This window comes from Bradyrhizobium sp. SPXBL-04, assembly GCF_051853035.1.
GTDB lineage: Bacteria > Pseudomonadota > Alphaproteobacteria > Rhizobiales > Xanthobacteraceae > Bradyrhizobium > Bradyrhizobium zhanjiangense.
Genome location: NZ_CP182472.1, coordinates 1,431,929 through 1,457,147, shown reverse-complemented (window position 1 = coordinate 1,457,147; position 25,219 = coordinate 1,431,929). Strand labels below are relative to the sequence as shown.

Here is a 25,219-nt window from a genome sequence, read left to right as displayed (position 1 = left end):
CTCACTTCCGGCTCTCCCAAACGAGCTAGAACGCCGCATTGACTGAGACAGGTATCTTGCGGCCTTGCGAAGTTTGCGGTCATGTTCGATCGATACAAAGGCAATTACCGCACGAACAGCACCAATGTCTTGGAAGTAGATAACTTGGCTGACGGCACCGCCAAGAGACGCGACAGCCTCAATTGCGCCGCTGCATTGCATGTCGACTCTCCAATAGCATCGTGTTCCGCGTGTCGGTTCAGCGTTGAACGTTACGACACGAAGATGCTCTAGAGAGTGACCCTGCAGCACGGCGAAGGGAAATTACAATTCGACATCGACTTGATAAACGATGGTTATTTCTGCTTTCCGATTGGCATGATTATGTAGTCGGAATGCACGACCACACCGCACGCTGAGCCCGGCGCTTCGTTTCAGCAAAGGCTTCTGAGCCGCGTTGTCGGTGACTCCGCAATGAACGCCGTCACGACACGCACACCGTTGCCGCGACTTAGGTCGCGAGCCCGAACAGACGCTCATCAGTTATCTGCGTGAGCGACACGCATTATGAACAGTGAGGTCAGCCATTCATGATAACTCAAATACATTTTTTCCGGCTAGCGACTCATCGGCGAATTGAGCATCTTGCGTGCTAGGATCCGCCGTTTCTATCAGGACATGCTTGCCTTCGGCGGAAGCTTCGACTGACGCTACCTTCCGCTCTTGCTATGCACCGGTCGAACATTCAATAGCTCAATCAAGACGGTAATTGCTCGAAAGAGACACTTCGCCCAGCAATGAACGCTTGATCGGAACCGATGCACCACGCGAGACAATACTCGAAGGCCCTCCCTCTCTCGGAGGTCGTCTCGTAACCGGTTTGTTAACCGTGACTCCGTAGGTTGAGGATGGACGCAATTGTTCGCGAGCAAAATCGTAGGAGGCGTCTCGAGAAGCGCTATAGCTATGTCGCCCTTGCGCCGGCGGCAGCGGCAATTTGTTATCCATTTCTGCTCAAAGCTTTCCATGCTATCGTCGGCACGCAAGGCGTAAGCCTGCCACCCTTCGCAATCGCCTGCGCGACTTGTGTTTTGATCGTTGCGTTCGTGGTGCCGTTCCTCGGGATCGCTCTGGCTTGTCGACCATCGTCCGATTCCGGTTCAAGACGCCTCGCCTATGCGAGCGTTGTCTCGCCGACGCTCTATGTGTTTCTCGGCGTTGTGCAAGCCCTAATCAAGAGCCCTATTCCCGATGAGGTTATCTGGTGCGCGATCTGGCTCGCAATCGCGAAATGGTCGCAGTCTGCACGAGGTCCGGTTGAATCAGCTGAGCCTGTGGTCGGAGGTTGGCGGGTTGTCCACGGAGTAACGGCCGTGGTCCTAAGCCTATATGTGATGTTTCATCTCGCGAACCATCTGTTCGGCTTGATAGGTCCTGATGCGCACACCGCAGTGATGAAGATCGGACGCGTGGTTTATCGCTCTGCCGTAGGTGAACCTGTGTTGGTTGCAACGATGCTTTTCCAGATAGGGACCGGCCTCCTTCTGGCGTGGCGCTGGAGCGCCTCGGCGCATAATTTCCAGAGGACCTATCAGGTCGCTTCGGGTGCCTATCTCTCCGTCTTCATTCTCGGCCACATGAATTCGGTCTTCGTCTACGCACGAAGCTTTCTCGGCATACCCACGGATTGGAACTTCGCGATCGGAGCTCCGACTGGGCTCATTCATGACGCTTGGAACATCCGTCTGCTCCCTCACTACGCGTTCGGCGTCTTCTTTGTCTTGAGCCACCTCGCTTCAGGATTAAGTGTGGTGCTGATCGCACACGGTGTCGATCAACGTACTGCCGGTCGACTTTGGGGTGTCTGCATCGCTATAAGCGCCGTCATAGCAACAGCGATAATCGCCGGAATGTCTGGAATCAGAATCGGTGCATTCGCTTCGTGAGTTTCGACCACAAAATTGCCTGGCATACGCCTTTTTCAGCGAGGCCCGTGGAAACCATACGTCTCATCGTGTGGCGCTGCCAAGCTATGACTACGATCCGGCGATCGCCGATGGGACCTGACGGAGAAGTCCCGACCCGCTTCCGATTACGCTCCATTGCCCAGGTCATCGGCACTTGCGGTGCTGCAGCTACCCTATAAGCAATCTAAGGCGTGCTATCGCATTCTCCTACTGACGAGACTACCCGCTTCGGAAGATGGTGAAGAAGGCAAACGAGAACGCGGCAACGCTGCTGAAGCCGACATCTGCCGCGACGCGCGAGATTGAACGCCCGACCCAGAGTTGATCGATCGCAAAAGCTATTCTTGCTCTTCGGACTAGCTAGGCCGAGATCATAGCACGATCTTTTGTTTGGTTGCAGGAATGACCTTCGCCCTGATGGGAGCTGCTAGAGCAACGTTCGCCAACTTAGATAGCTTCCAAAACCGGAATGCCAGCACTTCGTCGAAAGTGTTGCCGTTATCTGACTAGGTGAGCCGCTGCAGACGTCGTGGCGGAACCCTAACCAACCACGCAAAACATTCCTGAATCATGTCCCCCGCGAAGCGCCATCCAGACACGTGCGCCATCCATCGATCTCCCAGCTAATCCCCCGCTGCTTTGCTGCTTTCAATTTTTTGCCAAAGATTTGAGGTGGCGGACAAAACCGAGCACATCGTCGGGCATCAGACGGCCGATCGCGCGGGTCGAATAGACGGCCGTCACCACTTGGCCTTCCGGGTTCAGGACGAAGCCGGTTGCCTGGAGACAGACGGGATCGTCATTAACGAAGGCGCCGGTCACCGCGGAAACCGCTCGCGCGTCAGCACCGTAAGCGACGGGGAAACCGATTTTGTGCTTTTCGACGAGCATTTCCGACTTTTCCCGGTCGTCTACCGATACCGAGACGACCTTGATGCCTTCACCGACGAATTTGTCTGCCGCTCGCGCGAAAGCAGCGAGCTGAGCGTTGCAGTACGGGCACCAGGAGCCACGATGGAATACAACCACGCCGAACCAACCTGCAAGATCGGCAGGCAGGCTGATTTTTCCGCCCCCGACGCGAGCGAAGGTAAGAGATGGAAAGGTGTCGCCGTTTTGCAGCATCATAATTGGCCTCACTGTTTGAACCGCAAGGCGCTCAAATCGCCCGCGGCTTCCTCAAGAACGGCCCCGCATCCGATGACCAGGTCTCTTCGCTGATCCCATCTCCGGAAGGCGCGCCGATTCGATGGGTCGTTGCTTCGCATTATCGAGCCGCCTAGCTTCTCAAGCCGACATTGTATGTCGGTCGCAGGATCGAATTATACGACGTTAGCTCGGAGATTGACCAAAGGACGTCGGCAACGCAAAATTGATTGTCGCCATAAAATCAATAAACGATAGTTATAGTCACTCGCGCAGTGCGCCCCCGAGCCAGATGCCAGTGGCGGCGTCTGCAGAAACCCGCCGCCTCGGCAATCGATCAACGTCCCGGCCTGCGGCAAACGGCCGCCTATCCACTCCTGGACTGACATTGCATGGCGCCAATGATGTCATGTGTAGCGTTGACGTGGCACACCTAATTCTCCAGGTGCGTGCGGCACGCGGGCTCCTCTCGCGTCGGACCTCATCAGCACAATGGACGCGCTGGAATGGAAACCATAACAGTCAGACATTTGCCCGTGAGGTGACGTCAGCTTAGCATCGCTCAAGCGAGCCCAACGTTCCAACACGAGTTTCAGATAACATTTGAAATAGCCAGTCTCGTGACGACCTCTTCCCGCCCGTTATATCGGATACGATCGTGATTTTCCTATCGAGGATCATCATCTTTCCGACTTGTTTCTCAAAAGGACAAAACCCATGAAGATCCAACCCATTATCGTCCTCAGCGCCGCTCTCGCCTTCTCGATGACCGGCCCTATTTGCGCCCATGATAGCGGGGCGGAAACCGTCACGAAGAACTTCGAGGCGGCTATTCCCAATATCCCTGGCAAGTCGCTGATTGCTGTGGAAGTCGATTACGCACCGGGCGCGGCCTCTCCGCCCCACACCCACGCGAACTCTGCTTTTATCTATGCATATGTGATCTCTGGCGCGATCGAGTCGAAGGTAAATGATAGCGAGACGCGCATCTATCGGGCCGGCGAGAGCTGGTCTGAATCTCCGGGCTCGCTCCACTCGATCAGCCGCAACGCGAGCAAGACCGAGCCGGCGAAGCTGCTCGCCCTGTTCGTCCTTGACACCAATGACAGCCCGCTCACCACTCCTACAAACTGACGCTTCAGACGCAGTGAGCAACGAACGTCCTCAAGGAGCTAACGATAGACGAGTACAATGCGTTCACTCGGTTCGCCGGGCCTGCACCGCATCGAACGGATCTTAGCCACGCTCGCTAGCACATTCTACGGCAAGCCAACTGCCCGCGCCGTCGAGGCTGTTTGCGGCAGGATCGGCAACCCCAACGCAGATCTTCACGCGCTACGATTGCGCAAACTACTTGCGCGACGTCGAACAAACGAGCCTCAATGTTGCTAGACTTGATTAGGTAATCGGCAATTCGGCGACTCAAATTGCACCAGCTAACAACGGCGGTCGAGGGCGACCTCGGCTTCCTGCAGGAGGCACGGACTTCGACATCATCCACCTTATTTGTGTCAGTGCGCTGTCGCGACGAACTCCTGTCATTGGAGCGGCAGCGCATGAGATTCAGTGATTTTTGCAAGCAAACATCGCCAATTTCAGAGGGAATACGGCTCTCCGCGGTACTCGGACTGATCATTCATGCGCCGGGAATCATCGACTGAAACACTTCATCACGCAGATAAAAATAGTGGAAGAGGGCCGCGGCTGTATGCACGCCGGCAACCCAGAGGATGGCGTTACCTAACGTGGCATGTATTTCCATCATCAGATGACCCAGACCATGCGCTTTCGTGATCTGCGGAGCAATGTCGAATCCGGGAAGAGTGACGGGAATCCCCTCAAGCCAGGTACCAAGCACGGCCGTTGTTGGAATCGCTATGAGGAACACATAAAGCACGAAGTGGACGAGCTGCGCGACCAGGGTCATCCATCGCGGCATCGGCTGCTTCGCTGGCGCGCTGTCGATCAGCCTCCATACCAACCGCAGTACGACGACACTGAAAACAAGAACCCCGAGCGTCTCGTGAATCCTCCGGAGCCCGTCCGCGGAGGCGGAATAGAGCGAGTAGCCATCGCCACTGCTCAGCACATAAGCAACAAGAACCAGCATGACCGTCAGCCAATGGAACAATCGGGCGCCGGCGCCGTAGCGAGAAGAAGTGCTGCGCAAAGCGATTACCAAACTTGGAAATTCACCACCGCGGCTTCGCCTCTGGCTCCGGGCAGCGTCACCCTGAAGGTGATTTCGACGAGCTGTTCAGGAAAGGCCAGTCTCGCCACACCGATCAGGTTGCTGGCGCACCGAGGCGTGCCGCCGGCCTCCCTGCGCACGTTGCCCGCCGCGGCGAATGCGGCGACGACGAGGACATAAAGCCTCTCCTGGGCGGCGGTGTTCAGCGTCGCTCCGAAGCGCGCTGAACTCTTGACGGCATTGGCGTCGGTCGCTCGCATCTGTCGTTCCATTATCGAAACCTCCGCGAGCCGACCGAATTCATCGAGAAGCAGGTGCTATCAGGTTGCCATTTTCTTGCCGGCTGAGTTGGCCAGAGACATGGATCGCATCACCGACCTTAAACTGTTGTCTTTCATATCGACCCTCGTTGCTTTTCACGCTGGTCGCGTCTCGTTGGCGGCATTTAGTGTTTGAATGACGACGGTTGAAGAATGACCCTGCAACTGCGCCGAGTGAAATCACCTTTCGCCATAGAGTCGATAGACGATCGTTATTGCCGCCTCCGCGGTGTGACGACGCCATAGCGGGGAATGCCTGCAGGCGCATATCCAAGCGACTGGCGCTCGCGCCTTTGGACAAATCGAGTTTTGCTCATTCGATAGCGGCGCCCGCTTACCCTTGTCGCAACCTAGGCGATCAGCGTAGGGCAACCTGGATCTCTGGAGATGCGACGGGGTGGCATTCCTCACTACGACGCTGTTGGTCGGCGATAACGATCGTATATCGACTCTATATCGAAAGGTGATTTCTCTTGGCGGTCTTGCAAGCTCATTCTCCAACGCGTCGTCATACCGCAGCTTTCAAATGACGTCACCAACACGCGATCAGATCGAGAAGCCAGGAGGCTCGATATGCAAAGCAACGGCGTAAACCCGGCTTCAGTAAGTGGTAAAGCCGTCGATTTCGGCGAACCATGGGAAGATGGCTACCGGTACGTAACGGCGGACAGGATCGGCGAAACGATCCATGTTTCCGACCAGCTCAGCTACAAAAATAAGGACAAAGTGATCGCGCCGGATTCTCCCGATAACGCCGGCCCGGTTGCAATGCCGCTGACGTCACGCTTTTGGTGCGCCTCAGGGCAACGCTGAACAACGTCGTCGGGGAGACGGATGATGTCCGATAGCGCTGCAGCCATTCCACTTCGCGAGCTCCCTCCGGATGACCGTGTTTTGGCACGGGTGCTCGCGGCGTACGTCGCCTCGGCAACAATCTGGCTTGTATTCGCCACGGCCGTGGGGCTCCTCGTCAGCTTCAAATTCGCTTACCCGGATTTCGCGACCACGCCAGCGCTGTCGTTCGGTCGGCTGCGCGCGATACACACCAGCGGAACGTTTTATGCCTGGGCGAGCCAGGCGCTGATTGGGCTTGCGCTGTTTGTCGCCGCGCGCAGTTCTGGCGCAAGGCTCTACAGCGAGCGCCTCGCATGGATCAGTCTTGCGCTCCTCAATGTCGCCGCCGCGCTGGGCACGGTCACACTCGATCTCGGCTTCACCTACGGCCAGGAGTATCGCGAATGGCTGTGGTGGATTCGCGCAATCCTTGGACTCGGCTTGATCACCGCGGTCTGGAATATGATCGCCACTGTCGAGCGCCGGGATGACGAGCATATCTATATTTCTAACTGGTATACTATCGGGGGCACGCTGTGGACGATTGTTATGGTCGTGGTGTCGATGTTGCCCTGGTATCAGTACGGACTGGGTCAGGTCGCGGTACAAGCCTTCTTCATGCATAACGCCGTCGGACTATGGTTCACGCCTCTATCGCTCGGAGTGTCCTACTATGCGCTGCCGAAGCTCTTAAACCGGCCGATCTATTCATATTCTCTCGGCGTCTTTGCATTCTGGACCAATCTCATCTTCTATCCGATCATCGGCGCTCATCATTTTGAATTCAGTCCACTACCATGGTGGCTGCAGACTACGGCCATCGTCTTCAGTGTGGCCATGCTGGTTCCAGTGCTGAGCGGCACCGCAAACTTCCTTCTCACCTTCCGGGGGACTCACGAATGGATATATCGCTCGCCCGCGGTTTTCATCCTCGTCGGCGTCTACGGCTATATACTGGGTTCGACACAAGGCACATTCGAGGCGTTTCGCTCGCTGCAGCAGCTTTGGCATCTGACCAATTACACGGTAGGGCACTCGCACCTGACGATGTATGGCTTCGTCACTTTCGCGATCTGGGGCGGCATCTATGCGCTGTTGCCGCGCGCCACTGGCAAGTACCCCTACAACGTGACCATGGGCATACATTTCTGGCTATCCGCCGTCGGCGTCGTCATATACGTTGCGGCGCTATCGGCCGCCGGCACCGTTCAGGGGCTCGATTGGTTTCGAGGACTCACCTTCATCCAGTCGGTCGAAGATGCCGCGCCATACTGGCTGTGGCGCTCCGTCGGCGGCTCGCTGATGTTCGCCGGCCATCTTGTCTTCGCTTTCAACGTCTGGACAATGACCTACGGTAGGTCCTGCACCAAGCTTGCGGCAGCCAAGACGGTGCCGGCATGAACAGGACATTGGCCATTTCTGGCGGTTCAACGCTGATTTACACTGGATTAGCGATTCTTATGGGCGTGCTGCCGGGGATCTGGCTGTCGAAGGTGCCACCGACGCCGGGCCTTAAGCCACTAACCTCGATTGAGGCGCGGGGTCGAGATGTCTATGTCTCCGAGGGCTGCTTCTATTGCCATACCCAGCAAGTACGTCCGCTCTCTGGAGATAAGCCGTTTGGCCGCCCGTCTGCGCCGGGCGATTATGCCTATCAGACTACGGAATTACTAGGTTCGGAGCGCACTGGTCCAGACTTGAGCAATATCGGCGCGCGGCAGTCGAGTAGCATATGGCAGTACATCCATCTCTATCAACCGCGAGCAGTTGTGCCTCAATCGATCATGCCGGCCTTCCCCTGGCTGTTCAAGATTGTGGACAAACTACCTCCGGGAGAGAAAGCGGTGCCATTGCCGCCCCAGTTCGCGCCAGGCGGGACCGTCATCCCCAACGAGGACGGCAAGGCGCTCGTAGCCTATTTGTTGTCCCTGAAGCAGCCCCCGCTCGTTCCGACGCAGTCCCGCGCCGCGACTGAGAGTCCTTCGAGCGGGTCCCTGGGGTTTGACGCCACCAAGGGTGCCGCATTGTTCGCCGACAACTGCGCATCCTGCCATGGTGCGGAAGGCAAGGGTGTGCCGGGAACGTTTCCGCCGCTCGCCGGAGATCCGGTGGTTAACGACGCCGATCCCACGGCACATATCGGCGCTGTGCTGCACGGACTTGGCGGGCGGGTAATCAATGGCCAGAGCTATGAAGCGCAAATGCCGGCGTTTGCCGATCAAATGTCTGATCAGCAGATTGCTGACATCATCAATTACGAGCGATCCTCGTGGGGCAATCGTGGTGCCTTAATCAGTGCGGCTGATGTCGTCGCGGCTCGCGCCACCGAACCAATGCAGAAGCAGGCAACGACGCCGAAACAGGTCTCGCCGGTAGCGCCCCCGGCACCGACGTTCGATGCTGCGGAAGGACCGAAGCTCTTCGCCGACAACTGCGGCGTCTGCCACGGCGCCGAGGGCAAAGGCGTTCCTGGCACATTTCCGCCGCTTGCAGGCGATGCGGTCGTTAATGCCCCTGACCCTGCCGAGCATATCACCACCATGCTGCGCGGCCTTAGCGGTAAGGCAATCGACGGCCAGAAGTACGAAGTAGAGATGCCGCCGTTCGCTGACCGACTGTCTGATCAGCAGATCGCCGATATCATCAATCACGAGCGCACGTCATGGGGTAACCATGGGCCGTTGGTGACGCCTGCCGAGATCACGAAGCTCCGTGCTGAAAAATAGGAGGCGACGATGACCGATACGATTACCACCTGGATTCTCTCGGCGCTTGGCTACCTCTGCACTGCGCCTTCGATCGTTGGTGGCGCTGGCGGTCCTAGTCTTGACGGACCACTAATCGGCAACGCGCTGGTGGCGGGCGGGGCCGGGCTCGTGACACTGAGCTGCATCGTGGCGGCGGTGTGGATGCTGGTCGCCCCCGGCGAACGGGATCCCTATCATCCAAAATATCGCGTCCTGCATGCCGACCGTTAGAGGATTGCAACACGTGTCCGATCCGCGCATCCGCATCTATCTCGACGAAGCGACCGATCCCGTCACCGAGCAGCGGCCACCGGCGCAGATAGCGCTCGACACCAAGAGCCTTGCCGACGGCGAACACGGCCTGCGCATCGAAGCCCAGGACGCCACTGGCCAAGTCGGCGTCCGACGCCTTCGGTTCCAGGTCCGCAATGGGCCCGGAATCACACTCAGCGGGCTCGGTGATGGGGCCGTCGTTCACGGTACGCTGCGCTTCATGGTCAACGCGTTTGGAGCCGAAGAACCATTCGAGCCGCACCGGGCAGAATCGCCCTCGCCAATCCCTGTTTGGGTTTGGGTGCTAAGCCTGCTGATCGTTGCTTGGACCGCCTGGTATGTCGCGACGCTTTGGAACGTTCCCGCGAACTACGCCAAAACCCCGACCTATTCCACGTCAATGAATCCATTCAAATAGCGCGCTGCTAGAAAAGCGAGCTTAACAATGAGGGGCTTCGCCCCAGCATCAGGGATCAAGCTCACATGCCACGCACCATAGTCAACAAGCACGGCTTCCCCGGCGTCAGGAAGCGGTCGGACTGTGCTAGGCGACGAAAACCCTACTATGCCCGCATCAGCAATGGTTGCGAAAACTTCATCTATAGCAAGAACTTCGCGACGGCCGAGGAGGCCGCTGAGGAATATCAGCGAATGAGAGCTGAAAAGCCATCGCCCCTATCGTCGAAGATTGCCGGTGAGCATCCTGCCCGAGGTGACCACCCCGGCGCCACCGACCCATCCGGATTTCCGCGACTCCGAGCGAATATGCGCACTCACGACACAGTACGCGGAGGCGACTAGAAAGCGACGCGATCCAATCGAGCGGCTTCGGCTCTTGATCATGGAGACTCCCCCTTGGCCTGGCATAATGGCCACAGGATTTTTCGATCACCGTTCTACCTTTATCGCTTCGTTATGAACACAAGTGACGGCGGCCCACATGAAGCCTTACAGGTCGATCCCTTCGACTTGAAAGGATGCAGGGAATCAATCGATGCACTCGTATCTAAAGGCTCAAATTCCGTTCTCGTCGAACCGGCATCCTCGTTCTCGACTTGGTCCAGCAACTTTCGAAGTTGCGATCCAGGCTGCTATCCGTTTCGGGCGGCGTGAATTGATGAAATACGGACCGAGGAAATATGCTCACGCACCAGAGTTCTGTCGTGCGGCTAAAACGAGCAGGTGCCGACCTTATTGCTACTTGCGCAGCGCTAGAGGTCGGCGCGCTACACAACAATCAGAGCGTTGATCATGGAAATTCGCCTTGGCACCAGGCGAAGTGATTTGGCCCGCTGGCAAGCCAGTCACGTCGCCGCTCTTATTCATGGCGTCGAACCGTCCGCTGAGGTAAGACTCGTTTTCACAAGTTCGGTTGGCGATAGAGATCGACTGTCGTCGTTTCAACAGTTTGGTGGCATCGGAGCATTCACGAAGGAGAGCGAAGACGCGCTTACGCACAAAGAAGTTGACTTGGTCGTTCACTCTCTCAAGGATCTTCCGACCAGATTGCAGCCCGGTTTGGTATTGGCGGCCGTTCCCAAAAGAGCGGACCCTCGTGACGCAATTTGTGGCGTTATACTAGATCAGCTACGACCGGGGCTGCGCGTCGGCACTGGATCAATTCGCCGCAAAGCGCAACTTCTCGCTCTTTGCAGTGCTCTGGATGTTCGACCCATCCGTGGAAACGTTTTTCCAAGGCTTTGTAAGGCAAAGAACCGAGAGGGAATAGACGCTACTCTATTGGCTGCGGCGGGGTTGTCACGGCTAGGATTGCTACATGAGGCCTCACAGATTCTAGACCCGAATGTTTTCCCGTATGCAGTCGGCCAAGGCGCCCTCGCGGTCGAAGCTCGCGAAGAAGATACGGCACTCATAGCACTGCTTCAAAAGATTGAAGATCGGAAATCGCGCACCGAAGTAGACGCAGAGCGCGCATTGATGAGAAGTCTCGATGCGGGTTGCAGCTTACCGCTTGGGGTTTCTGTCAGATGGGTCGCCGGGACATTAACGCTTCGAGGACAGGTGACTCATCCAGATGGTCACACGAAGATTGCTCATGAATGCGTTGGTACGGCCGACCAAGCCGACGCAATAGGCACACGTCTAGGAGACAAACTTCTTCAGCGAGGTGCGGAGGAGATATTGAAGGCTGTGCCTCGCATCATGGAAGAGCAAAGGCCAATCTGACTTCGATACCTGGCCTGACGAAAGACTTCGGGTCTTTGGACACCGCATGCAATTTTCGGCGCGACCAGTTGCAAAGCCTCAAACCTGGCCCACCACCGAAACGCAAGGTTGCCAACCGCCGTTGCTGCCCAGAGCGCGCGAGCACTCCTCCGCAATTCGCGTTGGCGCGTCAGACCTTACGGCGCTGACGCTGAAGATAGTCTTCGTAGGGCACCAACGGCCCGCTTTTCAAGTGGGACATATGCGCGTTGGTCCAAACGATCGCTTGGAACACGGCGACCTCAATTCGGCTCCCCGAGCACGAAAGTGAAGGGCACAACGAAGAGCTCATCGCCCTGATCATCGCTGACATGCAGAACCCAGTCACGCCAATCCTCGAGGCTGCGCTCTTTGGTGAGGGTCTGCACGATGCGGTTCGCATGATCCCGCGCTTCAGCAAGATCATCCACGACAGCGCCGCGGCGATCGACGAAAACCTTCTTGGTGTTCGCGCAGTGGAAATATACGTGCGTCATTTCGACTCCTTCAAATGCGACGGTTCGCCACGATAACTCTGTTCTCTGGTGTCCTCGACCGCGGGATACCAGGAGATCTCGACCAAGTGCCCTAAGTTTCACGCCTGCAATGTGGAACAGGCAGACCGCCTCGTCGCAGGTGGAATCATCTCCTTTTCACGGTCAGGCATAAGCGGCGGCAGGCTATGATGATTTAATGCCGGCGCTCTGCGGCGCAGCTCCGATAAGCTCCTGACGCGGAGCTCCCCAGAGCAGGCCAGTCCCGACGACGGCAGAAAGACTCGAGGCGGCGAACACAGCGATTTTTGCGGCCGAGAAGTCGGTGGCGCTTGGAAATGCCTGTCCGGCGATGAAGAGCGACATCGTGAAGCCAATGCCAGCGAGGGCTCCTGCCCCGCCCAGCTGCCGCCACGTGTATTCGGCCGGCTTGACGGCTATGCCTGTGCGCACTGCCGCCGCGGCCGCGAGGAAGACGCCGAGCGGTTTTCCTATAGCGAGACTAGCGACGATCGCAGCCGTGAGACGGCCATGGCCAGCGAGGACGCCTGGGTTGATCGTCACTCCGGCATTCGCCAATGCGAAGATTGGGAGGACAGCGTAGCTCGATCGCGCGCCGGCGTGTCGTAGCAGTCGATCGGCGGGCGATTCAATTCTATCGTAGATTGCGTCGAGCGCCTGCAGGGCTGGAGTGGAGGGGCCGCGCCTGAGAACTTCGCCCTCATGCCGAGCCTCGGACGCGATGATGGTGCTCGCCTGCGTCATCAGGGCGGCCAGATTGGCGGGCGGTCGCGTCGGAATGAACAAGGCAAGTAACACGCCGGCCAATGTTGCGTGGAGACCGCCCGCGTATACGAGGGCCCACAGCGCAGCGCCCATCAGGATGTAGGGCGAGAGATGGTACACCCCAGTTCGGCTCAGCAGCACTAGCGCAACCACAACCATCGCCGCCGCAGCAAGGTAGGCCACGTGGATTTCGCCGGAGTAAAACACGGCGACGACGACGATCGCACCGATGTCGTCAACGATCGCCGCCGCGGTGAGGAAGATACGCAGCTCGACGGGGACGCGGGATCCCATCAGTGCAATCAAGGCAATCGCGAACGCGGTGTCGGTCGCCATCGGAACGCCCCACCCGTACGACCACGGCCCCACGGGGAGAACCAGCGAATACAGACACGCCGGCACAACCATGCCCCCGAAGGCGGCCGCGATCGGAAGCGCCGCGGAGCGACGGCTTGCGAGGTGTCCGACTGTCATCTCGCGCTTCACTTCCAATCCCACAACGAGGAAGAACAGCGTCAACAGCCCGTCGTTGACCCAATGGAGGATGGACATCCGAAAGGCTGCGCTGCCCAAGCTCACGCCGAACTCCCAGCGCCAGAGCGCCTCGAACGCCGGCCCGATCGGCGAGTTCGTCAAGACAATCGCCGCCACAGTCGCGACGACGAGCATAATGCCAGCAGACGGGCCCCAGCTCGCGAAGTCTAGGGCAGCCGTACGGACGCGGTGGCCAAGCGTGCCAAGCATTGCATCAACGAGAGAACTTTCGTCCCAGGGTCCGTCGTAGCGCCGGCGGTTGATGTAAAATGTCGGCGTGAATCTCACGCCGCTCGCACGTGCACTCGCGATGTCCGACTCCACCCTCGCCTTCGCGCGGCGAACCGCGTCGCTATCGCGAAGCGCGGGGTTGGCATGCACACCCAGGTCAGCGGCCACCGCCGAAAGGTCGTCCTCTGTGAGCTGCATCGACCTCGTCATCAGCTTGATGTGCGCGGACCAGAACGTCTCTGGCGTCTGAGCAAGCTCAGCGAGCTCCGCAGCACGGAAGGAAAGACTGTTGTCCGTGAGCGGCCTGTGGCGGAAGGCATAGCAAACGCGGTCGCCAAGTTGATCGCGCGCCTGCGCGATGCGCTCGTTGGCAGCCCTGCAGTGCGGACAGGCGTAGCTGCCGTACTCAACCAGCGAGATCTCGGCATCGGCGGGGCCGAGCACGTGCTCTGTCTTGTGATCGACCGCACGATCGAGGCGGCCGGGCGGGATCATCAGCTTCATCGCTGAACGGAGCCCAAGTGTTCGCGCGCCGCTCTCACCTGGGGCCGCTCGCCAGCAGCGACCGCGGCTCGCGCATCGAACTTAGTATGGCACAAGACGCCCGACACCTCGGCGTTAGACCCGACGACTGGGATCTCCATACATCTCGACGCGAAGCGGCCGGTATCGTCATCGCGCAAGCAACTCACACTTGTGCTGAACGCACGCTCCAATCCGTTCGCAACACTCGCCCCCTCCACGAGCGCGATGACATTCTCCAACGGCGGGCGTTCGACAGAGCGGGGCAAGGAAATGCAGGCAGTCTCTTCGATGTGCATGTCGGACCTCTTATGATCGTCCAACGGGAGGCCGACTTCGGCCGCAGCCGCGGGCGGGCGATGACGGATTAAGATTGGGTCAGCGACGATGGAAAAGAAAATCACCTCTCGCCATGAAGTCGATAGCCAGCCGTTATCGGAACAGCTCAAAAGTAGTGCGTCACGAGCTGCCGACCGGAGCGGAACTCTCGGCTAGCGCGAAGAGGTGTTCACGCGCTCATACTTCGGCGGAAGGATTATCTGCGCGGCTCAGCCGATCTCCCGGCGAAAACACCGGTGCCGCGAGCGCGGTCGTAAAGCCCAAGCGCCCGTACACCCCGCCCCAATCGGAGCTGCGAGTAAACCGTGACCCAGAGCACTGCAGAAAGACCGGCCCCTTACCTAGCCGTCCCCCACCTCATCGATGCGGCCAGAAGGACCGCCTGTCGCTCTGAAGACACACGGCCCCGGCATGGCTTTGCGCTTTTTACCCTGGTGCGGTGTCCGCCACTCGCACGGATTTCCAACACTCGAGGCGTCGGTTTAAGCAAGCTCCGCGGACCGAGGACGGCGGGGGCGCGGCCGTCTCGACCGGGTTCGAGGGTACTCACCGTCAATCCGCAAAACCAGCCCCGCTATGGCGCCGGGGTCCCTTCGGCCCCAAGAGCCCGTCGTCCACCGCCGTCCTTTACCACTTCGGAAACTCTGGTTCTTCGAATGCATATCACTCGAAGTTGGTGCCATCACGCTCTAGCCCATGAGTTCGGCGCGCCATGGGTGGTTACATGATTGTCTGCTCGCCACGTCCGCAGAGGCTCCTAACTCGTCGTCGCCCTTGAACTACCCGATGATGGGCCTCCTCACTGTAGTCTCGCCCAGCAAAGCGGCAATAATGGTCGTCTATCGACTCCATGGCGAGAGGTGATTTCCCTCGACCGAGTTGCAAGGTCATTCTCGTTGCGTGATTTAAAGCGAAACAGGAGCTTCCATGAAGATTCAGGTCTGCAAGCTCGCGAGTGCGCTCGCAATTGCTGTTCCAATCGCGATCGCCGCCACGGCCAAATCGTCGGCCTCCCCGATCAATGGCACGTCGATCAGGGCGACGACACCAGATTTGACGACAGACGTGCACTTATTGCAGCGGCGGAGTCACCACGCTGCGCCGGCAGCATCGGCAGCATACGGTTCATCGTCCTACGACGGCTCCTGGGACCTCATATTCGTGACGCAAAGCGGAACCTGCGATTCCACCTACAGCTTCACTGTCGATGTGACCAACGGAATTGTCTCGCATCCCAATCTCGTGAAGTTTCGAGGATACGTTGCAAAAACGGGCGCGGTTCGCGCTTCCGTGACGGTCCAAGACAAATATGCCGCGGGCGCGGGCAAACTGTTTGCGACGTCCGGTCGGGGGACCTGGAGCGGCCACTCAGGATCAGCGCGCTGTTCAGGCTACTGGACGGCGCGACGGAATTGACGAGCAAGGGGAAAGGCGCGTTTCGTCGGAGACCACAATGGAATGAGATCTCCCGGACTAGTCGGCCTTGCAGTCTCGCTCAGCTTGCTCTCAACCAGTCTCGACTGGACAAGGCAGCGGGAGACGCCTCGGCCCATCAGCGATCCCATCTGGTCGGGCAAATCCGCGCCCCTCGATACTAGTCGACTAGCGCTAGTGATTGGCAATTCGGCCTATCCCGACGCTGACTCTCCTCTTCCCATAATGACACGGGACGCGGAAGGCCTGACAAATGCTCTTCGGGAGCACGGCTTTCTGGTCGATGCCGTTGAAAATGCCACGGGCTCGGACATGACACACGCAATCGATCATCTAAGGGCAAGAGTACATTCGAACTCAACTGTGTTAGTTTATTTCGGAGGTTACGGAATCCAGTGTGACGGACACAATTATCTAATCCCAGTCGATGCGAAGATTTGGAGTGAAGAAGATATCCGTCTACAAGGGTTAAGCATTGACCATCTCCTCTCGCAACTCCAGACCTCCGGAGCACGCGTCAGGCTCCTAGTTATTGAGGCTTCGCGCCGCAACCCTTACGAGCGACGCTTCAGGACTTATTCACATGGGCTTGCACCCATTCAAGGAGGTGCGAATGCGCTAATCCTGAGCTCAGCCGCGCCTGGTGTAATCGTCGAAGATCCTGATGAACTACATAGTCGGCTGATGACCGCTCTTCTTACACAGATGGATTCTTCGAAGGGGATAGAGGAGGTCTTCAACAATACCCAAAATGCAGTGGTGACTGCAACTCAGCGCCAGCAGACTCCAGTTGTGTCATCTACGCTAACCGAGAGTGTCGACCTTTGGGCGGGACGGAGCGGCGTTCCTGTGTCCTCGGTCGGATCTGCGGCTAGCGGTCCCAGCGAGTGAACATACTAAGTTCTGCTGATCTGCAAGGAACTAGGGTCAGGGAACACCTCCAGGGGCGGGTCTCCACTCAATCATCTCCATGTTCTTTGGAACATTCTACGCGCCCGACCGCCGTCCCATATCGATCTCAACCGCTTTGCTGAAACGTCCCTTTAGGGTTTTATGATCGTTTGCTCCTGCAATGTCCTCACCGACCGCGATGTTCGCCACGCCGTGAACACAGCCGAGGATGGGCGGCGCAATGCCAAACAGATCTATGACTGTCTCGGCTGCAGCGCTGAGTGCGGCCGCTGCGCGCGCACCATCAAGACGATCATCGACGATGCGTATAGGGAATGTGCGCTAGCCTGTCAGGCCGACTGTCCGTATCGCCGGATCAAGGATGACGCGCAGGATGAGCCCAGAGTTGGACCCGCAGCGACCGACTTCCTTGGTTTTTCTCGATAGGTGCCCCTCGGTTTCGTCTCGGGGATGCTTGCTTGTCTTTCATCAGAAGCGTTCTAAGCTAAGAAAGGCAAAGGCCCGACCTCATGCAGGGCGACCCCAGAGTCATCGAGTATCTTAACAAGGGACTGCGTCACGAGCTCACCGCGATTAGCCAATACTGGCTGCACTACCGGTTCTTGGGTAACTGGGGCTTGCTGGAAATGGCCAAGGCTTGGCGCAGAGAATCGATCGAGGAGATGAAGCACACCGACCGCTTCACCGATGTCGGGTCTGTCGGAGGATCGCTCGCTAGCCACGTACGCGTTTGATCATCTGTTCGACATGGGCGATCGGCGTCTCCGGCTGGATGCCGTGGCCGAGATTGAAGATGAAGCGCCCTTGCGCAAAATTTGCCAGCACGTTGTCGACCGCGCGGTCGAGTGCCGCGCCGCCTGATATCAGCACCAGTGGATCGAGATTGCCCTGCACGGCGACTTTGTTTTGCACGCGCTCGCGGATGAAGGCCGGCTCGGCGGTCCAGTCCATGCTGACCGCATTGACGCTGGTCGCTTCGACATAGCCAGGCAGCTGCGCGCCGGCGCCGCGCGGGAAGCCGATGATCTTGGCATCAGGCACCTTGGCGCGCACGCCTTCGACGATGCGCCGCGTCGGCTCGGGCGACCAGCGCGCGAACTCGGCGGGTGGCAGCACGCCGGCCCAGGTGTCGAAGATCTGCAAGGCGTTGGCGCCGGCGTCGAGCTGCGCCAGCAGATAGTGGATCGAGTTCTCGACCAGCACGTCGATGATTTCAGCGAACGCCTCGGGATGCCGGTAGGCCATCATCCGCGCCGGCGCCTGGTCGGACGTGCCGTGGCCCGCGACCATGTAGGTCGCAACCGTCCACGGCGCGCCGCAGAAGCCGATCAGCGCCACCTCAGGGTCAAGCGCGCCGCGCACGATCCTGAGCGCCTCGAACACCGGCTGGAGCGTGTCGAAGTCGGCCTGCGCTTTGAGCGTTGCGACCTTAGCCGGATCATCCAGCGGCTCGAGTCGCGGACCTTCGCCGACCTCGAACCGTACCGAGCGGCCGAGCGCATAAGGGATCACCAGGATGTCGGAGAAGATGATCGCCGCATCGAAGCCGAACCTGCGGATCGGCTGCAGCGTGACCTCGGCGGCGAGCTCCGGATTGAAGCAGAGGTCGAGGAAGCCGCCAGCCTTGGCGCGCACTCGCGATATTCGGGCAAGTATCGGCCCGCTTGCCGCATCATCCACAAAGGCGGCACGGCTTGCCGCTGGCCGGAGAGCACGTCGATGAAGGGCTTGGTTGCAGACTGGGGCACTGATGGTCCTGATGCAGAGTTGAAGTTCCTGACACACCGCCGCGCGCGGAAGCGGAGCAGTGAAACCAGCGCAAATGCGCCGCGTTGGCTCAGGCAATGGAGGAGGAATCCATCGCTCAGACCTTCAAGCCCGCGCCGCACGACAAGCACGCCGAAGATTTAGGCGAAACGCTCGCGGCCGATCGCCACGCCAAGCTCGACACCGGGTTGGAAGATAGCTTCCCGCCTCCGATCCCGTCAGCGCCACGCAGCCGACGCCATCGAAGGCCGACGCAGATGCCGACAATTCAAGTCGATCTTCAGCTAGCGCCCGCCGGTTTCCGATAGGCTTGGTCCGTAGGAGTACCCTGGTCCGTAGGAGTACCAAGCATCTTATCAACGTTGTCGAGGATCGGCTTGGAGCCCGCAGGAGCGTCCTCGCGCTTCGGAATGGCAATACGGGGCACTTGACTCTCCTGCTCCGAGCCGCAAATGATTATTCGGTTGGTGGCAAAGCGGCCCGTCATTGACGCTAGCCGTGTCAGCCCGTGGTGGCCAATGGACTGGCTCGAAACATAGCGCCGATCGCACCACAGCACTGACGTGGACGGCAACCTGTCCTTCAACGCCGCAGCATCGGTCGCGATAGCCCGGCAGATTATCAAGGCCTACAAACAGAAGCGTCGGGTCCTAGCGCGTGCTCATCAAATTCGCATCGACGTGAGAGGGAAGAGTCGGTGGCTGAGAGACCGATTGCGCTTCCCGCGTGAACGAGGGAAGCGCAGCTATGTGGCCAGGAGATTATTCATCGGTGAAGCCTACAACCGGACAATTCACTAGATTTCCCGTTGTCTTCACCGGCCCGCCCGCAGGGCTCACCAGTAAGCCCGCCGCACTTTTGGATTCAAGATCGTCGCCGTCAGTGATCAGTTTTCTTTGATCCTTCACGATAGCTTCCTTGGTCCACTCGGCTAGCCGTACGTCCCACATCGGGGAGTATCCGGCGCTGATCTCAGTGAAGTGCGCGAGGATGTCGAGCGAAGGCCCCTCTCCCTTGATAGCACTGTTGAGTCCCTGGCGATTCGGATCTTTCGCCCCCATGTTTCCATTCACAATCGTATAGATCACCTCGATCGCGCCGCTCTGAAGAATGTCGCTTTCCGCAGGCGCAAAGGTGGACGCCTCAAGGGTTGCCGACTCCTCGGAATTTGCGTCAAAACTAAGATAACGCAGGTGTTTTCCGTTCGCGAATCCAGACCGGAGTTTCAAGTCGACAGTGCCCTTATCAGGACAGATGCTTGCTACGGAGTCCGTCACCACGGAGTAGTCAGGGCTGCCGTTGCAGAATGAAATTTTGTCCGGCCCGACATCGAACGCGATGATCGGCGCATTGAAAACGATATTCATTTTATTGGACACCCGCACCAGTGGGCTGTAGTGCGCATCCCCAATAGATCCGGCTCGGGCTGTCTTAGGAGGAAAGAAACTGGGCGCGTCCCCTCCGATCAACTTCTGCGAAGGTGAGAAATCGACCCGCCCTGATTTAAAGGTGAAGTTACCCGAGTCGTCCATTTCCGCAACCCGTGTGCTCTTCAGGTCCTTGGCATCAGTGAGACTCGGCGCCCACGTAAGTCCCATCTTTTGCGAAGTATCGTAATCGCTTACGTCGGTGAGAACGAACCAAACGGTCTCTCCCGAGGCAAGACGGCCGCGGTGGAGCGGTAGCGTCACCACCTCTCGTACTAGGTCCACCTGGCCCGACGTAAGAAATTGCTTCGTGATCTTTTTGCCAGCAGCTGGATCGGCCGCTAGACTTACATGAGGTGTCGAAAACGACACCGCAAACATCACCATCGATCCGCCAACGCATCTGACGAGCTTCCCGCTGGGTTTCATGACGCTACCTTCTTTGCATCCAGTCTGGTTTTGCACACGTGACATTGAAGCTAGTTCGCCGAGGGCCTGTCACTTTTTGAGTCCGGGATAGCCTTGAACATAGATCCAGTCAGTCGCTTTGGCAGGGATGTGGCAACCTAGGCAATCTGAGCGGAAGTCGGTTGAGGTCGTTTTCACCGGGTCACCCGCGTCAAACCAGGACCAGCCCCAACCGTTGCCCCACAATTTATTATCGGGGTGACTGTTTTTGTCGTCCTTCACCATCATGAACCATCCTTTGAGGCTTTGTTGATGGCTGACGGTCCCAGTCGTCATTTCCGAAGTCGCCGCGGCGTACACTTCTTTCACCAGGATCGAACCGTCGGGAAATTTGCCAGTCGTCCGATAAGCTGCCGCAGTTCCGGGCGACCCATAGACCACGTGCATCTCCTTAGCACCTTTGTCACCTGCAACAGACCAGCTCCCAAGGAATTCGTAGGTCGTTCGGTACTTCTTCGGGACATGCATATTGCCTGCCCCGTCGACGAGTTGTTCTTGCGCAGACGCGGCCCGGCTAGGTACGACCTGCGATACTAAGCAGCCGACGCTCACAGCGATGAACGATGCGGACGCTATGGCCGCACTTCTGAGAATTTTCATCACGGTTGTCCCTACTTTTTGATAGACGGATTCTCGCTGGGCGGCATTTTCTTGGAGCCACTCTGGCCGGGCGGTAGCGGCACCTGGTCGAGCAGCGCGTAGAACTGCGTCCATACGTCATCCCGTTTCGCGCTTGCGATGTGGCAGTAGCCGCACTCCTCGACCGGCCGGACTTTGGCAGTGGCCGCTTTCGGTTCGTGGTGATTGAAGTTGAAATAACCCCAACCGTCGCTTGCCTTATATCTCTCGGTGTCCTTGACGGTCACATCCGCTCCGTTGAACGCCCCCGGGAAAAATCCTTTTCCCGATGGCGCGGTACTCGAACCGTCCGGATTGGTGGCAGGCTGCATAAGCTGCAATTCCTTCACGAAGATTGTTCCTTCAGGGAAGACGCCCGTTTTCTTGTAAATATCGTAAGAACCGGGCTCGATATACACGTTATGAAATTCCGGGAAGTTTGCTTGAGGCGGGTTCAAAAAGTTGGGCGTCAGTGGCGATCCGACGTAAACCCATTCGTGAAAGTTTTTTGGCAGAATAAGGTCCCCGTCTTTCGTGTATTCAGGAAGATAGCGGCCGGTGGCGTGCCAATCGTCAGGTGGCGGAAGCTGTGGTTGCTGCGCGAAGGCTGCGGTTGCTAGAGCGCCAACGCCAAGGACCGCGGAAAGTGCCAGTACGGTGCGTCTCATAATCTCTCTCCTATGACAGCTCGATATTGCCGATGAGGCAATGACTGCATTCTTGCGCAGGTGGTCTCATTAACCGCGCGCAGATCAGACTAGGCGTGGATGCCCAAGTGCGAAAGCAACAAGGGGTCATGAAATCGATGCCCGATGGAAATGACGCACTCTCGAACTATTGCTGTTTGATCATCGAATCTTTCTGTCCCCTCGTAACGCGGCGCAGTGAGTTGCGACTAATGGCCATGTCCAGTCATTGCTGATGAGCTAGACTCTTTGCTCATCTGCAGATTGGGCCATTGAGTGTCCAATTCTTGTTGTTCCAAATGTCGCACGCGATCCCACGGAAAGGGGCCAGTGCAGTTTCTCGGCCGATACCGAGCCCCGATCACTCAATCCCTTTTAGGGTCGCCCACTCGCTCGCGGCTTGCCTCTGCCTACTCCGAGCGATTGTCGCGTCACTGCAGCTTACGAGCTAATGTCCAGCGTGTTGGTGGAGGCACTTCGCGAGAAGGCATAGTGTCTCGACTGGCGACACCTCACCGCGCCAGCGCTGAAGAGGCCTCCTACATCAAACTATGGGTGCATGACACTACCAGTCGGCAGGCGCTCTTTGTTCAATTCGACCCGGCTGCCGATCCGGATCGCCCAGCTCTTCGCTGGTGAACAGCCATCGAGCGGCTTGGACTATGATCTGGGCGGCATCTTAGAATGCGGTGAGCGACGAACCATCTCGCTGATCTGGTCGTACGGTCGACTTAGCTTCCGGTACCAAGTCGCGACCAGGGGGATTTTGCGTCCGGGCGGCGTGCGCACCATGCAAAAAAGGACAGGAGGCTAGCCTAAGTCTGAGCTGCCTCAGGCAGCGGCGCTCGATCATAACCGGAAGATTTTAAAATCATAACTGAGACGAGTGCGAAGTGCTCTGCGTGATGGGCTATGGTCGACCTATGCTCGAGCGACGGATAGGGAAGGTTGACATGGAAGATCTCGACATATCGGCTGAGCGTCAAGCGAAGCATCCAGCGCACGGAAGCTCCGGTAATGGACATTCGTGTGCGAACACACATTCGTGTGCGGACATGTTGTGCATGAAACGAGCGTTGACGACGTCCACCGCAACCTTCGCTAGGGGCGCCGTCAATTGTGCGGCCGAAACATACGAACACCATTTTCGTGGCTCTCTTGAGCGCCTGCGCGAAGAACAACGTTATCGCGTCTTCGCTAACATCGAACGCGTCTCCGGTCGCTTCCCTACCGCCAAATGGCGCCGCCTCGACGGATCCGTTACTGAAATCACGGTTTGGTGCTCGAATGATTATCTGGGCATGGGACAACATCCGGAGGTCGTGAGCGCGCTGACCGCGACGGCACACCGCTGCGGTGCAGGAGCAGGTGGAACTCGCAACATCGCGGGAAATAGTTCGCCCTTGGTTGATTTAGAGGGCGAACTTGCTGATTTGCACGGCAAGGAGGCCAGTCTCGTCTTCACCTCCGGCTACGTATCGAACCAGGCCAGCATCTCCACGATCGGTAAGCTAATCCCAGAGTGCGTAATCTTTTCTGATGCATTCAACCACAATTCGATTATCGAAGGCATCCGTCAATCAGGTTGCGAAAAGCGAATTTTCCGCCACAACGATCTTGGTCACCTTGAGGCCTTGCTTCGCGAGGCGGGAAGCCGCCCCAAGCTCGTCGTGTTCGAATCGGTCTACTCAATGGACGGCGATGTGGCGCCGATCGGCGCAATCTGCGACCTTGCCGAGCGGTATGGGGCGATGACCTACCTTGATGAGGTTCACGCCGTCGGCCTCTACGGCGCTCGCGGCGGCGGAATTAGCGAGCTCGAGGGTGTGATGCACCGCTTGACGGTGATCGAGGGTACTCTCGCCAAGGGATTTGGCTGCATTGGCGGCTATATCTCGGCGTCGCGATCTATTTGCGATGCGGTGCGCAGCTTCGCGCCCGGATTCATCTTCACGACCGCCCTCCCTCCACCGATTGCCGCCGCAGCGCGTGCATCTGTTCGCTATCTGAAACACTCGTCTGCCGAGCGCGAAGCACACCAACGACAGGCCGCTGCAACGAAAGAGGCGCTCCAAGCCGCCGGGCTTCCGGTTCTCCGGACCGGAACCCACATCGTGCCTGTGATCGTCGGCGATGCGGAATTGTGCAAGGCGGCAGCCGATCGCCTTCTACAGCGCCACGCCATCTATATCCAGCCGATCAACTATCCGACGGTCCCGCGTGGGACAGAGCGGCTGCGCATCACGCCGTCGCCATACCACGCGGATACCCATATAGCTGAACTCGCGGCTGCGCTCGCTGAGACCTGGGAGGCCCTTTCTCTTTACTAAGAGCCGTGATTGGGAACACTCCCGCGACCGCCTGCGGCTTCGTCGGCAGGGGGTCGGCTAACCGACGGCGCAGCGTACAAGGGAAGGGCGTCGGGCGTTCCCGGTGGTGCAGCCGAGGCAGCAAGCTGGGCAATGCAACATCGCTTTCACGTTTGTAGGGGCGATCGCGTGGCCCATCCTGCCCTCAGCGTTCAAGATCTGGCTCCCATCCGTTTAATGGGCAGCCCCGAAGAGCGAACCTCCTCGGCCTCCTGGGCTGTTCTCCCCCCACGTCGCCGCTCGAACACGTTTGTCCCGAACCCATCGTTCATTTCGATAAGCCCTCCAAATGAGGGTTCATTGAAAACGATCACAACGAAACAACGGACAAGGAGGACTGAACATGGATATTAGGCAGCGATCCCATCTGCTGATCGAGGATCTGTCCGTGGCGCGCGGCGAGCGCATCCTGCTCGACGGGATGTCTTTGCGACTAAGCGCGGGCCAAATCGCCGAAGTGACCGGTCCCAACGGAGTGGGCAAATCTACACTCTTGCGGGCGATCGCCGGCTTTTTTCCACTAGGATCCGGCCGCATGTCATGGGTGGAGTCCGAAGCCACGGATCCGGCGCCCCTGGCAGAACGCCTCCACTACGTGGGCCATCTCGACGGGTTGAAATCGTCGTTGACCGCCCGCGAGAACCTCGACATCGGCCTGGGATTCTTGGGGCGAGACCGCCGAACCCCGTTAGAGGCGCTGGACCGCATGGAGTTGGCCCACGTTCTCGATCTGCCTGTCGGCTATCTTTCCGCGGGGCAGCGTCGCCGTGTCGCATTGGCCCGGCTCTTAGTCGTCGATCGCCCTCTATGGTTACTCGACGAACCGCTAACAGCGCTCGACCGGCACGCGCGCGCCTTGCTGAAGACTATCGTCGCCAGCCATCTCGAAGGCGGAGGATTGACACTGGCCGCGACCCACGAACCTCTTGGTCTGCGAGGGACAGTCCAAGTCAGACTTGGAACCAAATGA

At 58.3% G+C, this 25,219-nt stretch carries 21 protein-coding genes and 3 pseudogenes; 15 read left to right on the top strand and 9 right to left on the bottom strand.

All coding sequences use genetic code 11. From position 1 onward, the window contains the following. Window positions 1-887: 887 nt before the first annotated feature. Window positions 888-1,925, top strand: coding sequence for a hypothetical protein (locus tag ACNJX8_RS06870; protein ID WP_439360015.1), 1,038 nt, complete (start codon window positions 888-890; stop codon window positions 1,923-1,925). A 669-nt stretch (window positions 1,926-2,594) separates the two neighbouring features. Here ACNJX8_RS06870 and ACNJX8_RS06865 read toward each other — a convergent pair. Further along, on the bottom strand, window positions 2,595-3,074 hold the full coding sequence (locus ACNJX8_RS06865; RefSeq protein ID WP_439360014.1) for a redoxin domain-containing protein: 480 nt from the start codon (window positions 3,072-3,074) through the stop codon (window positions 2,595-2,597). Between the two features lie 735 nt (window positions 3,075-3,809). On the opposite strand from ACNJX8_RS06865, the gene ACNJX8_RS06860 reads away from it, so the two are divergent. Next, on the top strand, window positions 3,810-4,226 hold the full coding sequence (locus tag ACNJX8_RS06860) for a cupin domain-containing protein (RefSeq protein WP_271587706.1): 417 nt from the start codon (window positions 3,810-3,812) through the stop codon (window positions 4,224-4,226). A 502-nt stretch (window positions 4,227-4,728) separates the two neighbouring features. On the opposite strand, the gene ACNJX8_RS06855 is transcribed toward ACNJX8_RS06860, so the two are convergent. Both ACNJX8_RS06855 and ACNJX8_RS06850 read right to left on the bottom strand, forming a co-directional pair. Next, the gene (locus tag ACNJX8_RS06855) at window positions 4,729-5,202 is read right to left on the bottom strand and encodes a cytochrome b (protein WP_439360013.1); all 474 of its coding nucleotides are present in this window, start codon (window positions 5,200-5,202) and stop codon (window positions 4,729-4,731) included. A 65-nt stretch (window positions 5,203-5,267) separates the two neighbouring features. Then, window positions 5,268-5,555, bottom strand: a complete 288-nt coding sequence (locus tag ACNJX8_RS06850) for a hypothetical protein (RefSeq protein WP_439360011.1) — start codon at window positions 5,553-5,555, stop codon at window positions 5,268-5,270. Between the two features lie 621 nt (window positions 5,556-6,176). On the opposite strand from ACNJX8_RS06850, the gene ACNJX8_RS06845 reads away from it, so the two are divergent. From ACNJX8_RS06845 to hemC, 6 genes are all read left to right on the top strand, one after another. Beyond that, window positions 6,177-6,416 carry a hypothetical protein gene (locus tag ACNJX8_RS06845; RefSeq protein WP_439360010.1) on the top strand — a complete coding sequence of 80 codons (240 nt, stop codon included), beginning with the start codon at window positions 6,177-6,179 and terminating at the stop codon, window positions 6,414-6,416. 24 nt (window positions 6,417-6,440) lie between these two features. Beyond that, the gene (locus tag ACNJX8_RS06840) at window positions 6,441-7,838 is read left to right on the top strand and encodes a cbb3-type cytochrome c oxidase subunit I (RefSeq protein WP_439360009.1); all 1,398 of its coding nucleotides are present in this window, start codon (window positions 6,441-6,443) and stop codon (window positions 7,836-7,838) included. Continuing rightward, window positions 7,835-9,163, top strand: coding sequence for a c-type cytochrome (locus ACNJX8_RS06835; protein ID WP_439360008.1), 1,329 nt, complete (start codon window positions 7,835-7,837; stop codon window positions 9,161-9,163). The genes ACNJX8_RS06840 and ACNJX8_RS06835 overlap by 4 nt, the downstream gene beginning before the upstream one ends. 9 nt (window positions 9,164-9,172) lie before the next feature. Further along, window positions 9,173-9,415 carry a hypothetical protein gene (locus tag ACNJX8_RS06830; protein ID WP_439360007.1) on the top strand — a complete coding sequence of 81 codons (243 nt, stop codon included), beginning with the start codon at window positions 9,173-9,175 and terminating at the stop codon, window positions 9,413-9,415. A gap of 13 nt (window positions 9,416-9,428) precedes the next feature. Continuing rightward, window positions 9,429-9,875, top strand: a complete 447-nt coding sequence (locus tag ACNJX8_RS06825; RefSeq protein WP_271587699.1) for a cytochrome C — start codon at window positions 9,429-9,431, stop codon at window positions 9,873-9,875. Window positions 9,876-10,708: 833 nt separating this feature from the next. Then, on the top strand, window positions 10,709-11,644 hold the full coding sequence (gene hemC, locus ACNJX8_RS06820; protein ID WP_439360006.1) for a hydroxymethylbilane synthase: 936 nt from the start codon (window positions 10,709-10,711) through the stop codon (window positions 11,642-11,644). Between the two features lie 281 nt (window positions 11,645-11,925). Here the strand turns inward: hemC and ACNJX8_RS06815 are convergent, their stop codons facing one another. Both ACNJX8_RS06815 and nhaA read right to left on the bottom strand, forming a co-directional pair. Beyond that, window positions 11,926-12,159 (bottom strand): DUF6894 family protein, encoded by a 234-nt coding sequence (locus ACNJX8_RS06815; RefSeq protein ID WP_439360005.1) that lies wholly within the window; start codon window positions 12,157-12,159, stop codon window positions 11,926-11,928. Window positions 12,160-12,342: 183 nt separating this feature from the next. Then, complete coding sequence (gene nhaA, locus ACNJX8_RS06810; RefSeq protein WP_439360004.1) at window positions 12,343-14,211, bottom strand: Na+/H+ antiporter NhaA; 1,869 nt, start codon at window positions 14,209-14,211, stop codon at window positions 12,343-12,345. A 1,284-nt stretch (window positions 14,212-15,495) separates the two neighbouring features. Here nhaA and ACNJX8_RS06805 point away from each other — a divergent pair. The 4 genes and pseudogenes from ACNJX8_RS06805 to ACNJX8_RS06790 all read left to right on the top strand — a co-directional run. Then, entirely contained in the window at window positions 15,496-15,984 is a 489-nt protein-coding gene (locus ACNJX8_RS06805) for a hypothetical protein (RefSeq protein WP_439360003.1), read from the top strand. 42 nt (window positions 15,985-16,026) lie between these two features. Then, window positions 16,027-16,893 carry a caspase family protein gene (locus tag ACNJX8_RS06800; RefSeq protein ID WP_439360002.1) on the top strand — a complete coding sequence of 289 codons (867 nt, stop codon included), beginning with the start codon at window positions 16,027-16,029 and terminating at the stop codon, window positions 16,891-16,893. Window positions 16,894-17,055: 162 nt separating this feature from the next. Further along, the gene (locus ACNJX8_RS06795) at window positions 17,056-17,340 is read left to right on the top strand and encodes a (2Fe-2S)-binding protein (protein WP_271587694.1); all 285 of its coding nucleotides are present in this window, start codon (window positions 17,056-17,058) and stop codon (window positions 17,338-17,340) included. Between the two features lie 83 nt (window positions 17,341-17,423). Then, a pseudogene (locus ACNJX8_RS06790) lies at window positions 17,424-17,603 on the top strand (ferritin-like domain-containing protein); the annotation flags it as partial. A gap of 25 nt (window positions 17,604-17,628) precedes the next feature. Here the strand turns inward: ACNJX8_RS06790 and hemE are convergent. Then, window positions 17,629-18,662, bottom strand: a pseudogene (gene hemE, locus ACNJX8_RS06785) (uroporphyrinogen decarboxylase). Between the two features lie 111 nt (window positions 18,663-18,773). On the opposite strand from hemE, the pseudogene ACNJX8_RS06780 reads away from it, so the two are divergent. Beyond that, window positions 18,774-18,955, top strand: a pseudogene (locus tag ACNJX8_RS06780) (hypothetical protein); the annotation flags it as partial. A gap of 487 nt (window positions 18,956-19,442) precedes the next feature. On the opposite strand, the gene ACNJX8_RS06775 reads toward ACNJX8_RS06780, so the two are convergent. The 3 genes from ACNJX8_RS06775 to ACNJX8_RS06765 form a co-directional block, all read right to left on the bottom strand. Then, window positions 19,443-20,537 (bottom strand): DUF7482 domain-containing protein, encoded by a 1,095-nt coding sequence (locus ACNJX8_RS06775; RefSeq protein ID WP_439360001.1) that lies wholly within the window; start codon window positions 20,535-20,537, stop codon window positions 19,443-19,445. Between the two features lie 69 nt (window positions 20,538-20,606). Continuing rightward, the gene (locus tag ACNJX8_RS06770; RefSeq protein WP_271587690.1) at window positions 20,607-21,176 is read right to left on the bottom strand and encodes a cytochrome P460 family protein; all 570 of its coding nucleotides are present in this window, start codon (window positions 21,174-21,176) and stop codon (window positions 20,607-20,609) included. Between the two features lie 11 nt (window positions 21,177-21,187). Further along, complete coding sequence (locus ACNJX8_RS06765; protein ID WP_128935402.1) at window positions 21,188-21,862, bottom strand: cytochrome P460 family protein; 675 nt, start codon at window positions 21,860-21,862, stop codon at window positions 21,188-21,190. Between the two features lie 1,082 nt (window positions 21,863-22,944). Between ACNJX8_RS06765 and hemA the strand changes: the two genes are divergently transcribed. Next, window positions 22,945-24,210: a 5-aminolevulinate synthase gene (gene hemA / locus ACNJX8_RS06760; RefSeq protein WP_439360000.1), complete on the top strand. Its 1,266-nt coding sequence runs from the start codon at window positions 22,945-22,947 to the stop codon at window positions 24,208-24,210. A 382-nt stretch (window positions 24,211-24,592) separates the two neighbouring features. After that, window positions 24,593-25,219: a heme ABC exporter ATP-binding protein CcmA gene (gene ccmA, locus ACNJX8_RS06755; protein WP_439359999.1), complete on the top strand. Its 627-nt coding sequence runs from the start codon at window positions 24,593-24,595 to the stop codon at window positions 25,217-25,219.

Bases quoted from the DNA above. Each gene is read 5' to 3' on its own strand.
- ACNJX8_RS06870 (WP_439360015.1), top strand. From the start codon at position 888: ATGGACGCAATTGTTCGCGAGCAAAATCGTAGGAGGCGTCTCGAGAAG.
- ACNJX8_RS06865 (WP_439360014.1), bottom strand. From the start codon at position 3,074: ATGATGCTGCAAAACGGCGACACCTTTCCATCTCTTACCTTCGCTCGC.
- ACNJX8_RS06860 (WP_271587706.1), top strand. From the start codon at position 3,810: ATGAAGATCCAACCCATTATCGTCCTCAGCGCCGCTCTCGCCTTCTCG.
- ACNJX8_RS06855 (WP_439360013.1), bottom strand. From the start codon at position 5,202: ATGCTGGTTCTTGTTGCTTATGTGCTGAGCAGTGGCGATGGCTACTCG.
- ACNJX8_RS06850 (WP_439360011.1), bottom strand. From the start codon at position 5,555: ATGGAACGACAGATGCGAGCGACCGACGCCAATGCCGTCAAGAGTTCA.
- ACNJX8_RS06845 (WP_439360010.1), top strand. From the start codon at position 6,177: ATGCAAAGCAACGGCGTAAACCCGGCTTCAGTAAGTGGTAAAGCCGTC.
- ACNJX8_RS06840 (WP_439360009.1), top strand. From the start codon at position 6,441: ATGTCCGATAGCGCTGCAGCCATTCCACTTCGCGAGCTCCCTCCGGAT.
- ACNJX8_RS06835 (WP_439360008.1), top strand. From the start codon at position 7,835: ATGAACAGGACATTGGCCATTTCTGGCGGTTCAACGCTGATTTACACT.
- ACNJX8_RS06830 (WP_439360007.1), top strand. From the start codon at position 9,173: ATGACCGATACGATTACCACCTGGATTCTCTCGGCGCTTGGCTACCTC.
- hemC (WP_439360006.1), top strand. From the start codon at position 10,709: ATGGAAATTCGCCTTGGCACCAGGCGAAGTGATTTGGCCCGCTGGCAA.
- ACNJX8_RS06815 (WP_439360005.1), bottom strand. From the start codon at position 12,159: ATGACGCACGTATATTTCCACTGCGCGAACACCAAGAAGGTTTTCGTC.
- nhaA (WP_439360004.1), bottom strand. From the start codon at position 14,211: ATGAAGCTGATGATCCCGCCCGGCCGCCTCGATCGTGCGGTCGATCAC.
- ACNJX8_RS06805 (WP_439360003.1), top strand. From the start codon at position 15,496: ATGAAGATTCAGGTCTGCAAGCTCGCGAGTGCGCTCGCAATTGCTGTT.
- ACNJX8_RS06800 (WP_439360002.1), top strand. From the start codon at position 16,027: ATGAGATCTCCCGGACTAGTCGGCCTTGCAGTCTCGCTCAGCTTGCTC.
- ACNJX8_RS06795 (WP_271587694.1), top strand. From the start codon at position 17,056: ATGATCGTTTGCTCCTGCAATGTCCTCACCGACCGCGATGTTCGCCAC.
- ACNJX8_RS06775 (WP_439360001.1), bottom strand. From the start codon at position 20,537: ATGAAACCCAGCGGGAAGCTCGTCAGATGCGTTGGCGGATCGATGGTG.
- ACNJX8_RS06770 (WP_271587690.1), bottom strand. From the start codon at position 21,176: ATGAAAATTCTCAGAAGTGCGGCCATAGCGTCCGCATCGTTCATCGCT.
- ACNJX8_RS06765 (WP_128935402.1), bottom strand. From the start codon at position 21,862: ATGAGACGCACCGTACTGGCACTTTCCGCGGTCCTTGGCGTTGGCGCT.
- hemA (WP_439360000.1), top strand. From the start codon at position 22,945: ATGAAACGAGCGTTGACGACGTCCACCGCAACCTTCGCTAGGGGCGCC.
- ccmA (WP_439359999.1), top strand. From the start codon at position 24,593: ATGGATATTAGGCAGCGATCCCATCTGCTGATCGAGGATCTGTCCGTG.